The organism is Bradyrhizobium sp. USDA 4474, assembly GCF_054057515.1.
Genome location: NZ_JBSRZJ010000002.1, coordinates 6,054,768 through 6,067,327 on the forward strand (window position 1 = coordinate 6,054,768; position 12,560 = coordinate 6,067,327).

The 12,560-nt window shown below is 63.1% G+C and carries 9 protein-coding genes; 7 read left to right on the forward strand and 2 right to left on the reverse strand.

Annotated elements, in window-relative coordinates:
• Positions 1–7: 7 nt before the first annotated feature.
• A complete protein-coding gene (locus ACVW16_RS30015; protein WP_456734554.1) occupies positions 8–982 on the reverse strand; it encodes a dienelactone hydrolase family protein in 975 nt (324 codons plus the stop codon).
• A 93-nt stretch (positions 983–1,075) separates the two neighbouring features.
• Here ACVW16_RS30015 and ACVW16_RS30020 point away from each other — a divergent pair, with 93 nt between their 5' ends.
• The 6 genes from ACVW16_RS30020 to ACVW16_RS30045 all read left to right on the forward strand — a co-directional run bounded on the left by ACVW16_RS30020 (position 1,076) and on the right by ACVW16_RS30045 (position 9,226).
• Positions 1,076–4,495, forward strand: coding sequence for a CHAT domain-containing tetratricopeptide repeat protein (locus ACVW16_RS30020; protein ID WP_456802537.1), 3,420 nt, complete (start codon positions 1,076–1,078; stop codon positions 4,493–4,495).
• A 25-nt stretch (positions 4,496–4,520) separates the two neighbouring features.
• A complete protein-coding gene (locus ACVW16_RS30025; protein ID WP_456734556.1) occupies positions 4,521–4,964 on the forward strand; it encodes a hypothetical protein in 444 nt (147 codons plus the stop codon).
• Positions 4,961–5,158 (forward strand): zinc-ribbon domain-containing protein, encoded by a 198-nt coding sequence (locus ACVW16_RS30030; protein WP_456734557.1) that lies wholly within the window; start codon positions 4,961–4,963, stop codon positions 5,156–5,158. The genes ACVW16_RS30025 and ACVW16_RS30030 overlap by 4 nt, the downstream gene beginning before the upstream one ends.
• A gap of 2 nt (positions 5,159–5,160) precedes the next feature.
• Positions 5,161–5,925, forward strand: a complete 765-nt coding sequence (locus ACVW16_RS30035) for a hypothetical protein (protein ID WP_456734558.1) — start codon at positions 5,161–5,163, stop codon at positions 5,923–5,925.
• Between the two features lie 790 nt (positions 5,926–6,715).
• Positions 6,716–7,141 (forward strand): hypothetical protein, encoded by a 426-nt coding sequence (locus tag ACVW16_RS30040; RefSeq protein ID WP_456702619.1) that lies wholly within the window; start codon positions 6,716–6,718, stop codon positions 7,139–7,141.
• Between the two features lie 123 nt (positions 7,142–7,264).
• Positions 7,265–9,226 (forward strand): PAS domain S-box protein, encoded by a 1,962-nt coding sequence (locus ACVW16_RS30045; RefSeq protein ID WP_456734559.1) that lies wholly within the window; start codon positions 7,265–7,267, stop codon positions 9,224–9,226.
• Positions 9,227–9,258: 32 nt separating this feature from the next.
• Here the strand turns inward: ACVW16_RS30045 and ACVW16_RS30050 are convergent, their stop codons facing one another.
• Positions 9,259–11,316, reverse strand: a complete 2,058-nt coding sequence (locus ACVW16_RS30050; RefSeq protein WP_456802538.1) for a LuxR C-terminal-related transcriptional regulator — start codon at positions 11,314–11,316, stop codon at positions 9,259–9,261.
• Positions 11,317–11,627: 311 nt separating this feature from the next.
• On the opposite strand from ACVW16_RS30050, the gene ACVW16_RS30055 reads away from it, so the two are divergent.
• Positions 11,628–12,446 carry a chromate resistance protein ChrB domain-containing protein gene (locus ACVW16_RS30055; RefSeq protein WP_456734561.1) on the forward strand — a complete coding sequence of 273 codons (819 nt, stop codon included), beginning with the start codon at positions 11,628–11,630 and terminating at the stop codon, positions 12,444–12,446.
• Positions 12,447–12,560: the final 114 nt, after the last annotated feature.

A 12,560-nucleotide genomic window follows, 5' to 3' on the forward strand; every position in this document is an offset into this window, starting at 1 on the left:
TCGGCCGCTACGGCCGTCCTGGCATGGCGCGATCGAGGAACTCGAACAGCCTGCGCCGGGAATCGTCGGTCACGTCCTGGCGAAAATGATACTCGACCTGACTGCCGCGGATGTCGATCTTGCGCAAGCCGTCCAGTTGTCGGCAGTCCCAGCAATGCGTTGTGCCGGCGTAGAGATGCCATTCGACCGGAGCGCCGCCGCGCTTCAGGACTGCGAGCTTGTCGAGACATTCCTGCGCCGGCGTCTCGGTATCTGCATCGCCCATCAGGACCAGCAATGGTCGTGAGACATCTTCATTGACCAGATCGAAAGGCGGCCGTTGTTGCGGCGTGATGCGGAAGCAGCCGGGATAAAGGCTCGCGACAGCCGCAAATCCCGAGCCCGCCTTCAAGGCATCGACGTAATGAGTGCTGGCGGCCAGCAAGCCGACCATCGCCCCCCACGAAAAACCGACGAGTGCAATTCGCTTGCTGTCGACATCAGGCCTTCGGCGCAGATGTTCGGCCGCTTGTAGCGCATCCCGCGCACCTCGAAAGAAGTTCACGCCGTTTCTTGGACCGAAGCAGACGCTCCTGACATCGCGCGGCTCCAGGCTGTCGACAAGCAGGACGACATAGCCATGTGAGGCGGCGGCGCGAGCCCAGGCTGCAACCGCAGGGTTCAGCCCACCGCATTGATGCATCAGAACGACGGCCGGAAACGGGCCGGGACCGGTCGGCTTGATCAGCGCCATCCGCGGTGACACAAGGCTGTCGACGGTCTCGACGACGTCGGGAAGAACGAGGTCAGGGGCGATCGTTGCGCCCCGATAGATCGCATCGGCATCCCAGACCGCGGCCTTCCGTTCCTGCTCGTCCGCCGCGCCTGCGAGATCCAAGCTTCCGATCAGCCCGACAAGCAGCGCGATCAGCCCGAGCGGTCCCATCCGGCATGCGAGCCCGGGAAACCGGCGTCCATCGCTGCCGCCAACCCTCTTGAGCATTCCGCCATCCTACTGATTGGTGATTGTCCTTCAGGGCAATAGGGGTAAAACTATCGCGTTTCTTCAAGTGATTTCACCAAAAGGCCCTTCGAGATGAGCTTAGACGCCGCGAGTCCGTTTAAGAGCCGCCTGGATGTCACCTTCCCGCGACAAGTGCTGGTCCTCGCGGTCCTGCTCGGATCGACCGGGTCCGCCGCCGCGCTGACCAAGGAGGCGGCGCTCGAGACCTGCCGGATGAGCGTCGGCAAGCCGATCGTGCAGGCCTGCATGCAGGCCCAGGGCGGCCGCAAGGCCGGTGCCGATATCGAGGGGTGCCGCGCCAAGGCCAAACCGCAGGTTCGCGCTTGCGTGCTCGCTGCCCTCAATGCCGCGAACGGACGCGCCAACATCGCCGTTGAGGTGCCGAAGGAAGAGGCGCCCAAGCTCGCGGCAGGGACCGCACTGCCCAAGGACTTCATCGCGCCGCCGCGCACGATCTCCGACATCACCGCGATTCTCGACAGCGAAAAGCCGAACGAAAAGCTGATTGCGGAACTGAAGGCGGATGCGGATTCGACGCCCACGGGCAAGGAGTCCCGCGAGGATCTCGCCCAGTTCTATTTCGATCGCGCCAATGCGCGCGCCCAGCTCGGGCGGCTTGCCGAATCCATCACCGACGCCAACAAGGCGGTCGAGGTGGGACGCGGCGCCGTCAGCGCAAGCATGATGGGCCGCCTGACACAGCTTGCCGCCCTGCAATATTCGACCGTCGGCGATCCAAAGCGCGCACTCGAAATCATGCAGAGGCAGTTGCGCGAGGTCGCCACCATGCCGGGCGCGAAGGGGTATCTGTTCAATGCCAATCGCTCGATCGCCGGCATTCTCATTCAAATGGGCGACATCCCGCAGGCCGAAGGCTATCTTCGCCGCAGCTTGGCCGGCATTCAGGAGGCTCGCACCAGCGGCCTCCCCGGATGGCGGACCTCATATGCGAAGATGGGGCAGAATTGGGAGGCGGAAATCGAGGCCGCCCGCGCCATGATCTTCGAGGCGCGCGGCCAGTTCAGCGAAGCCGAAGCCTCCTATCGCCTGGCCGAGCAGCGCAAGCGCGCCGGCATGAAGGCCATCATGGACTCGGATAATCCTCCCGCCGAAACCGTCGTCTTGCAGTCAATCGACTTTATGGTTCTGAACCAGGCGCGCATGAAGGCGCGGCAGGGCAGGCTTGCCGAAGCCGAGGTCGATGCGCGGCGGGCGTTGTTGTCGCGCCTGAAGGACACCGGCAAGTATAATCCGGTGATGCCTCGCTATGTGATGGGATTGGCCGGCGTTCTGGTCGACGAGGGCCGTTACGAGGAAGCCGAGCAGCTCGGCCGCGTCGCGCTCGAGATCAACAAGACGGTCGGCGTGCCTGATGACTCGCAGTCGACCGTGCAGCTGCTGTCACAGCTCGCCGGCATTCTGAACCTGCGGCGCAAGAATGCCGAAGCCAACGAGATGTTCGCGCGGATCGACAAGGCTGTCGCCAATTGGGATCCGCAGCGCCGCCAGGTCATCGAGCTCAATCCGGGGCGCATTCTCGCGCTCTACAATTCCGGACAGCTCGACGCCGGCATCGCCGCCGCCGAGCAACTGGTCAAGAAGCAGGTCGGACGGGTCGGCGAGAACCATTTTGATGCGGCTTCGGCGCGCGGCACCCTGGCGATCGGATTGATGCGCGCGCGGCGCGACGCCGACGCTATCCGGGAGTTCAAGGCGGCCATTCCGATCATGATGGCGAACGCGAACGAGAATGCCGACGACGAGAACACCACGGTGCTGGCCGCGCGCAGCCAGCGGCTGCAGACCATCGTCGAGAGTTACCTGCTGCTGCTCGCGCGGTCCGAGGGCACCGGCGGCGCGGTCGGCGAGGAGACCTTCAGTCTGGCAGATGCCATCCGCGGCCGCTCCGTGCAGCAGGCGCTGGCGGCCTCCAGTGCGCGTGCGGCGGCAAAAGATCCCGCGCTGGCCGAGCTCGTCCGCAAGGAGCAGGATCTGACAAAACAGGTCAACGCCCAGCTCGGCACGCTCAACAACGTCCTCGCCATTCCCTCGGCCGAGCGTGACGAGAAGGGGGCGCAGCAGATCCAGGCCTCGATCGCCGCCCTGCGCGGCGAGCGCGACAAGGCGCGCCGGGAGATCAAGCAGAAGTTCCCTGTTTACGCCGATCTGGTCTCGCCGAAGCCGCCGAGCGTTGCCGATATCCGCGCGACGTTGTCGGATAACGAAGCCATGCTGTCGTTCTATTTCGGACAGAACGGCAGCTTCGTCTGGGCCGTGCCGAAGTCTGGCCCGGTGGCGTTCGCCGCCGTCAACGCCAGCAGTGGTGAGATCGAGACCAAGATCCGCAAGCTGCGCGAGGCGCTCGAGCCGCAGGCGGCGATGATCTCTGACATTCCGCCATTCGATCTCAAGCTCGGTTACGAACTCTACGCGCTGTTGCTGAAGCCGGTCGAGAGCGGATGGAAGCCGGCCAGGAATTTAATCGTGGTGACCAACGGCGCGCTCGGCCTGCTGCCGCTGTCGCTGTTGCCGACGGCGCCGGTCGAACTGGCGGCAGACGAGGATCCGCTCTTCGTCGGCTATCGGAACGTGCCGTGGCTGGCGCGAACCCACGCCGTCTCGACGGTGCCATCAGCTGCCGCGTTGCGCACGCTGCGGCAATTGCCGCCGGGCAAGCCGGGCCGCGGCGAACTCGTGGCGTTCGGCGACCCCTATTTCAACAAGGATCAGGAAGCCGAGGCCGAAGTGAGCGACGGCAAGCTTCAGGTGGCCGATGTCGGTGGCAACGTCACCCGCGGCATGCCGCTGAAGCGCCGCAGCAGCCCGAAGCTCGACGGCGTCGACAGCGCCGAGCTCGGCCTCTTGCCCCGCCTTCCCGATACAGCCGACGAGCTCAAATCGATCGCGCTGGCCTTGCAGGCAGATCCCTCGAAGGTGCTGTTCCTTGGCAAGAATGCGACGGAGAACGCCGTCAAGACGATGAATCTCTCCGGCTTCAGGATTCTCGCCTTCGCCACGCACGGTCTTGTTCCCGGCGAGCTCAACGGATTGACGCAGCCGGCCCTCGCGCTGTCATCGCCGGCTGTCACGGGTGAGGGCGGAGACGGCCTCCTGACCATGGAAGAGATTCTGGGCCTCAAGCTCGACGCCGACTGGGTCATCCTGTCGGCCTGCAACACCGGTGCCGGCGCCGGTGCCGGTGCAGAGGCCGCCTCCGGCCTTGGCCGCGCTTTCTTCTACGCGGGAACGCGGGCCTTGCTCGTGACGAACTGGTCGGTCCATTCGCAGTCGGCCCGGCAACTGGTGACCGATCTGTTCAAGCGGCAGGCGGACGACCCAAAACTGTCGCGAAGCGAGGCGCTGCGGCAGGCGATGATGGCCTTGGTCGATGGTCCCGGTTATCTGAACAGCGAGGGCAAGACCGAGTTCGCCTATGCGCATCCGCTGTTCTGGGCGCCCTATACGATCATCGGTGATGGCGGCGTGCGTTGATCGACGAGAGAAGGTTGGAAGGACAATGATGCGGAATGTCTCGCTGGGGCTGGTTGCGGCAGGTCTCCTGTTTTCGGGAACGTCGCGGGCCACGCAATTGATCACAGAGGACGAAGCCAAGCTGCCTCCGCCGAAGGGCGCGGTCGCGGCTGACCGGCGTGGTATCCTGCGCGGTCCGAAGGTGGAGTTCGTCTCGCCCGGCGAATCGGTCGCCTCTCCCTTGAAACTCCAACTGAAGTTCGAGTCGTTCGGCGGCGCCAAGATCGATCCTGATTCGGTCAAGGTGACTTTCCTCCGCACGCCGAACGTCGACTTGACGTCGCGGGTCAAGCCGTTCGTGCAGGCTGACGGGATCAACATGCAGGACGCGGAATTACCGCCCGGCGATTACACCGTGCGGGTCGACATCAAGGACAGTGATGGGCGGCCCGGCACCGCCATCTTCACCCTCAAGGTCGCACCGAAGTGACGTGTCCCTACTGCCAGGCGGAGAATGCGGATAACGCGCTGGTTTGCGCGTCCTGCGGGCGCGACATCGCCGTCCCGGCGACGCTGATTGCAGAGCGCGACGATCTCCTGCGCAAGCGGGATCAGCTGCGCGACGAGCTGACGCGGGCCAGGGACGAGGTCGAAGCCATCATGCGGCGCAGAAAGTCGCGCTGACGATGGAATGTCCCTTCTGCGCCGAGACGATCAAGGACGAGGCCATCGCCTGCAGGCACTGCTCGCGCGATCTGCGCGTCGTGCGGCCGACGCTTCTGGAGATCGATGACATCGTTGGCGAGCTGGACAGGCTCAGGCGCGATCTCGATCGCGTCAACGTCCGGCTCGAGCGCCATAAGAACCCGCTGCGCTATTTCGCAACGCATGCCTTTCTCTACGTCGTCGTTCCGGCCGTCCTTCTGACGATCACCCATATTCTGATCACCATCACCTTCAACCTCTCTCCGATCCCGCTCCGGATCGCGTCGATCGTCGTCCCCCTGCTATTCGGGTTCGCAGCCTATCCCCTGCATCGGGTCTCGGCGCTGGGAGCGCTCGTGCTGGGCTTGCTGCTCGCCAGCGTCAGCATCCAGGCAATGCTGACCGTGACGGGCCTTCACGACGGCGTTCCGATCCTGCCGACGGTGTGGGTCGAATGGCGCGAAGTATTCGAATACGGTGCAAGCATCCTGCTCGCCTTCGTGTCCGGAAACATTCTGGGAGTCGTGGTCTTCCAGGTTTTGCCGCGCGTTCTAGGCCAGGGCGGGAAACCCAATGCTTTCGCCTTTCGGCTGGCGCGCCTGCTCGGGCAGCATGTCGGCGACGAGCAGCTCCGCCGCCGGGCGCGGTTGATCCAGGACCTGATGCAGACCGTCGGGCCTCTGGCCGGCGTCGCCGCGACGGCGGTCGGCTCGATCTATGCCGGCCTGAAGGGCTTGCTCGGATAGCGGGTAAGTCGACGGGATCGGCGGGCGCGGACTCGGGCTCGTCGACCGTCCTGCCCCGGCGGCAGCCGCGCGAACCGGAAATTGCAGTGGCTGGTGCCGCCGGCCTTCTGCGTCCGTTCCAGATGGATGCCGCGCGCTGCGTAGGCGTCGCGGCTAATTCAGGCTTCGGTTGCAACAAGACGCGTCGTCTTGGCCAGCGCCACCTGACATTCGCAACGTGCAACGGGAGCGCACTGGCAGCCTGTGCGCGTCCAGGCCTTCTGCGGGTGTTTTTCGCATACCCAACCCAGTCCCTCGCACACGCGGCAATTCGGATTAATCATTGCTGCCCTAGAAAAGCATTGAGAGGTATTTGCGCCTCGTACTGGCGAGCCTTTTCAAGAAGAACGTCTCGCAGCTGTCCATTCGGGAGAAGCTCTGCCTGCTCGCGCGCTTCGCGAGCCGCGTCAGCGAGTCTCTCGCTCAAGGTCTTCTCCTGCCAAACTCTTCGTCGTACTTGGCTCATCTACGCCTCAACGCAGACCGCGTCTTCGGGTTCCAGTAGGGAGCACGCCTCCGGGCCAGATCTCCTCGGCTCGGATTGGTGAGCTAAGTCGATAGTCTTACCTGCCTTGATCGGCTGAGTGACAGGAGCGGGTGATCGGAGCGTTCCAAACCCTCGGCGTCGCCGGGCCGTTTCGACCCGCAGCGTCCGTTGTCCACACCCACGATACGCAGTAGCGGCTTGAGGATCCGACCTACCAGCCATCGATAATTTGCCAACGCGCCTCCGCATCGCTTTGATCGCGGCATGAGCACCAAATCACGCGAAGTCATCTGGAGCGGCCGCATCATGGGCGCGGAAATCTCCGCCAAGCACGCCCGTGAAGAGGCGAAAAAGGCCGTGCGTGAGGCCGACCGCGCCGAAGCTGAAGCCTGGTCGGTTCGCATGGAAGGTTACGGCGGTCCCGCGCAGCCGTCGCCGACGATCGCGCAATGTCTCAACGGCGGCCTGGGCTGGCTCGAGGTCGAGTGCGTCAGATGCAAGACGCGCGCGAGCCTGCCGCTCGACGCGATCCGTCGTCCGCGCGACACGCCGATCTGGAAGCTGGAGGCCTCGCTGAAGTGCCGGTCATGCCGGAAGGGACGGTCCGCGCCGCCCGTTCACATGATCAAGCTGACCGCAACGCGGAGCATCACGCCCTACAAATGGGTGCACCCGACGGAGGAGCGTTAGCACCGCGCTGGCAACACCATGATGAACGATCGCCGGCCGTCGTGAGCGGTACCATTGTGTGTTAGGAAGGAACATTTACCGAATGCCAAGCGTTTGGACCGATCCCTCCCTTGAGTTCGATCAATGCAAACGACATCCGGCGAAGATCCCCGCAGCCTCGAACTGCTGATCAACGCGATTGTCGATTATGCCATCTTCATGCTCGACATCGACGGCGTGGTCAGGACCTGGAACAAGGGAGCCGAGCGCCTCAAGGGGTATGCCGCCGAGGAGATCATCGGCAAACATTTTTCGACTTTTTACACCCCGGAAGACCGGGACAAGGGGTTGCCCGACCGAGCGCTGGCAACAGCCGCCGAGACTGGCCGCTTCGCGTCCGAAGGCTGGCGTGTCAGGAAAGATGGCAGGCAGTTCTGGGCGCTCGTCGTTCTCGACGCCATTCGCGACGAGAAGGGCGCCCTGATCGGATTTGCCAAGGTCACGCGCGACATCACTGAACGACACCAGGCTCACGTCGATCTCCTGGAGAGCGAAAGAAGATATCGCCGGCTTGTTGAAGCTGTGGTCGACTACGCCATTTTTCAGCTCGATCCCTCCGGGCAGGTCGCGACCTGGAATCCCGGAGCCGAGCGCATCAAAGGCTATCGGCCCGAAGAGATCATCGGTCGGCATTTCAGCACGTTCTACACGCCTGAAGATCTTGAAAAAGAAGTGCCCAAAAAGGCCCTGGCAGAGGCCGCCGAAAACGGACGGTTCGAAGCCGAGGGTTGGCGCATACGCAAGGACGGCACGCGGTTCTGGGCCTCCGTCATCATCGACCGGATTACCGACGAGAGCGGCGCGATCGTCGGCTTCGCGAAAGTCACGCGTGATCTCACCGAGCGCAAGCAGGCCCAGGACGAACTTCAGCGGGTGCAGGAACAGCTTGTCGCATCCCAGAAGCTGGAGGCGGTCGGACAACTCAGCGGCGGCATCGCCCACGACTTCAACAATCTGCTGATGATCGTTCTCGGAAACCTCGAGAATGCCGAACGCAACAGCCGCAACCACGGAGGGCCCAACCTCCACCGCGCGCTGGCGAACGCGAAACGTGGGGCTCAGCGCGCTGCGGCGCTGACAAGCCGGTTGCTGGCTTTTTCGCGCCGCCAGGCTCTCGATCCTAAGCCGATCAACCTCAACGGCTTCCTGAGTGGCCTGCAGGAGTTCCTGCAGCGCACGCTGGGCGAACGTATCGAGGTGCAGACCGTCGGCGGCGCCGGCCTTTGGCAGATCGAAGCGGACGTGAACCATCTGGAATCGACGATCGTCAATCTGGCGATCAATGCCCGTGACGCGATGCCGAACGGCGGAAAGCTGACCATCGAGGCGGCGAACGTCTCCGCCGACGAAGATTATTCGCGTGCCAACCCGGAGCTCGCGGCAGGCCAGTATATCGTGATCAGCGTGAGTGACACGGGCTCGGGCATGACCCCGGAGGTTCTAAATCATGCATTCGAGCCATTCTTCACGACGAAGGAGCCGGGGCAGGGAACCGGACTCGGTCTCAGTCAGGTTTATGGCTTCGTCAAACAGTCCGGCGGACATGTGAAGATCTACAGCGAGGTGGGGGAAGGGACCAGCATCAAGATGTATTTCCCCCGCTACTTCGGCCATAGGCAGCCAGCGCCGGACGAAACCGACGAGTTCACGGCCGAAGGCACCAGCGTCGAGACCATTCTCGTGGTTGAAGACGATGCCGATCTCAGGGGTTACGTTTCGGATGTGCTGCGCGAGCTCAACTATCGGGTTTTATCTGCCGCAAGTGCTCAGGCCGCTTTGACCATCCTGTTGCAGGAGGATCAGCAGGTTGATCTCGTTCTGACCGATGTGGTCATGCCCGGCATGAACGGCCGCGAGATGGGCAGGCGAGCGCAGCAGATCAGGCCGCATCTCGGCATCCTCTACATGACCGGTTACTCGCGCAACGCCGTCGTTCACCAGGGACGGCTCGATGAGGGCGTCGATCTCCTGGAAAAGCCGGTCACTCAGGCCAAGCTGGCGCTGAAGGTGCGCGAGATGCTGGACCGGCGAAATCCGGGTGAATGACGGAACGCTTGCGTGCGCGAGCACGACGATCGCTACACGAAGAGATCGTGCGCGTGCGCGTGATGAAGGGCGCCTTGCTCCGCGCCTGAAGCGCCGATCAGCTCGATATCCTGGATCGACGGCAGAACGTCGTTTCCGGTCGTGTGCGCACCATGTTCAACGAAATCTGGAGCGTGGCCACCATGGGCCTCAGACAGATATGAAGAGTTGGACGGCGCATTTTCATTCTTGAAATGAAAGGAATCTCCGAGTTCCGGCGCGGCTGCCTTGTGGGCCTGACGGGAGTCCTCGCCGGTTTGGTCCTCGGCTCCAGCGTGCTGGCTCAAACTCGCGTGGGGGTCGGCGGCATTTTGAGACGCCTCGTGCGACTCGCGGTGAGATTGGTCGGAATTCGTGCCGCCCGCCGGCTTCGAGTCATCATTGGCATGCTGCTCGGCAGCGGCTGGGCGGCCTTGTGAACCGTGTGAATCACGCTGCGTTTGTCCAGGATCGGAGTCGTCTCCCGTCGTGTCGTGCTTGGAATGCTGCGTGGCGGCGACCGGGCCGTCTTTCGATTCGTTCAAATCACGCTGCGATTGTCCGTGAGTGGAATCGTCGTCCGCTGAGTCCTGCTTTCCGTCCTGCTTGGCGGCTGCGCCGCCGTCCTCACCCTGAGAACCGTGTTGCGATTGAGCGGGATTGGACTCGTCTCCCAGGCTCGCTTGGATTCCGTCATGTTCGGTTTTTCCAAACACGCCGGTCGCGGCCGCCTGCTCGCAACCGCCGTGATCGATCGGTGCGTCGATGAATCCGGATCCGACATGCGGATTGCCGTTGCCGCTGGCGCCATCGTCACCCGCCTCTGCGCCGATGATCTGAGGGGCATCGTCATGTCTGACAAGCGTATCGTTTGGGTGGGCCACGAAGGCAAATGCTTGATGGTCTGTTTCAGGATGCCACCAAGCGAGGTTGTTGGGGCTGTCGAGATTTGCAGCGACGCTGCCGAGAGAACTGACAGGAGAATGGACGACTGCCCATTCGCCTGTACCGCTTCCTGTCGCTGATGCAAGAACGGTCAGGGTATCGTCAACCTTGGACGCTTGCGCGGCGCTGTGGAGCAGGTCGGAAATCCAGACCGCGGCCGCCGTCATCATGAAACTACCGAAACTGCTCAGGGCAGGTCCTGCAGAGCTGGCCGCCGGCAGCGTGATCGTGCTGAAGGCACTATCGACACTGGATTGGATGGTCTTGCTGGCCCGTGCCGGCATCTCAGCGACGGGATTCTCGATGCGGCCGCCCTTGAACACGGATTTGGCCGTCTTCTCCGAAGCGGATGTCGTCGTTTTGGGGCTGATTTTGAGGGTGATGACCCCGGCGCTCCCGTCTGGGGTCAACATCGTAAAGGTATCGGTGGGCTCGTGGCCGGCTGCGGCTGCGTTGGCCGGCTGAACGTCGTCCAGCGCGGCGTAAAGCAAAGCCGCAAGCGCGCCGATTCCGCCGTAAAGCCGCGACAGTGCGAACACTGCAATCTCGGCGCGGCTTCTGATCTCGAGCTGTGTCGAGAGGTGATCGAGCCGCGCCTTGATGATGTCCGGGGAGACGTCGAGCTGGCGTGCGATCTGCTTGTTCGACATACCGTAAGCGACCAGGCGCATGATCTTGCGCTCCTGGTCCGTCAGCGACGCCGCTCCATTTTCGCCCAACCCGCCATTTTTCTTCCGGCCGGGAGCCGCCCGAACGGGCGGGGGTGCCACCAGCCGCAGCGATTGCACCAAGGTTTCGGGCTCCTCGCGCATTGAAATCGCGCAGCAAGAACCCGCTGCGATGGCGGCGGCGAGATCGCCATGGGCAACGGATGCCGTGTAGAAGACCAGCCGTGTCGGAATTTTTTCGGCCTTGACGATCGCGAGCATGTCAGAGGCCGTCACGTCAGAAAATCCGTCCTCGACGAGGACCAGATCCGGCGTCAAGCTCCGAACTGCCTTGAGGCAACCGGCTCCATCGAGACACGACGCGACGATCGCGAAATCGCGCTCTGCCGCAAACAGCGATGCAAAGCCCTGCAGAACGATCGGGCGCCGATCTGCTATCACCAGACGGATGGGAGCCATGTGCGCTTTCATCGCCTGCAGCTCAATGAATGCGTTCTGAAGTTCAGCGGCGTGCCACTTTCAAGAACGTCGCGGCAACGCATGATATCCCCCAGTGTTCCTAAGGAAAAGCCCCACCTTCAGGACGGTGCCGCGAGAGCACGTCCCGATCCCCCGATCGCGGAAATCCTGGCCGTTGATTTCTTTGCCCTCTTTCGCGGAGCCGGGTTGACAGCCCGGTCATCAGGGCCTTTATTCGTGCCACGGGGAATTGCGATCTCCCCGCGAGGCGACATGCCAAAGAATCGCGTCCTGTTCACCAAGGGCGCCGCATGTCATCATATACCTCCATCTCACCCGACAAACTTTCCCGCCTGATCGGCACGGCCAACGCGCCTGCGCTCATCGATGTCCGCATCGACGAGGATTTTGCGGCCGATCCGCGCTTGATACCCGGCGCGGTCAGACGCTCCCATGTCGACGTTCAGGACTGGGCCTCGCGCTTGACGGGACAGTCCGTGGTCGTCGTCTGCCAAAAGGGGCAGAAGCTCAGCGAAGGAACGGCCGCGTGGCTCCGCTATGGCAAGGTTGCCGCGGAAGTCCTGGAAGGCGGCCATCTCGCCTGGACGGAAGCGAAGCTTCCAACAGTTCCGATGGACAAAATCCCGAAGCGGGACGGGCGTGGCCGCACGGTCTGGGTCACACGGGCGCGCCCCAAGATCGACCGCATTGCCTGTCCCTGGCTGATCCGGCGCTTCGTCGATCCCGCCGCCGTCTTCCTTTACGTGGCATCCGCGGAAGTCGAGGCCACGGCCGAGCGCTTCAACGCCACACCGTTCGACATTGAGAACGTGTTCTGGAGCCATCGCGGCGAACGCTGCACCTTCGACGTGATGGTGCAGGAGTTCGGTCTGTCGACGCCGCCGATGGAACGGCTCGCGGAGATGGTGCGGGCCGCGGACACGGCCCGGCTCGATCTCTCTCCGGAAGCTCCAGGCCTGCTTGCCGCTTCGCTCGGCTTGTCGCGCATGTTCGACGACGACCTCGAACAGCTGAATGCAGGCATGCTGCTCTACGACGCGTTCTATCGCTGGTGCCGCGATGCCACCAGCGAGACGCACAACTGGCCGACCAATAAGGTCAAGCGATGATGGACACGGCTGTTCGTTTTCATTGCATCGTGCCGTCGTCGCCCGGGCCGCGGCGACACCGATCGAACTGGGCGGGAGCAACACCAGGAGAACCATCATGCCGAAGCAGATCAT

Excerpts from the sequence above, each read along its gene's own strand:
- ACVW16_RS30050 (WP_456802538.1), bottom strand. The coding sequence starts at position 11,316 with ATGGCTCCCATCCGTCTGGTGATAGCAGATCGGCGCCCGATCGTTCTG.
- ACVW16_RS30055 (WP_456734561.1), top strand. The coding sequence starts at position 11,628 with ATGTCATCATATACCTCCATCTCACCCGACAAACTTTCCCGCCTGATC.
- ACVW16_RS30015 (WP_456734554.1), bottom strand. The coding sequence starts at position 982 with ATGCTCAAGAGGGTTGGCGGCAGCGATGGACGCCGGTTTCCCGGGCTC.
- ACVW16_RS30045 (WP_456734559.1), top strand. The coding sequence starts at position 7,265 with ATGCAAACGACATCCGGCGAAGATCCCCGCAGCCTCGAACTGCTGATC.
- ACVW16_RS30040 (WP_456702619.1), top strand. The coding sequence starts at position 6,716 with ATGAGCACCAAATCACGCGAAGTCATCTGGAGCGGCCGCATCATGGGC.
- ACVW16_RS30025 (WP_456734556.1), top strand. The coding sequence starts at position 4,521 with ATGATGCGGAATGTCTCGCTGGGGCTGGTTGCGGCAGGTCTCCTGTTT.
- ACVW16_RS30035 (WP_456734558.1), top strand. The coding sequence starts at position 5,161 with ATGGAATGTCCCTTCTGCGCCGAGACGATCAAGGACGAGGCCATCGCC.
- ACVW16_RS30020 (WP_456802537.1), top strand. The coding sequence starts at position 1,076 with ATGAGCTTAGACGCCGCGAGTCCGTTTAAGAGCCGCCTGGATGTCACC.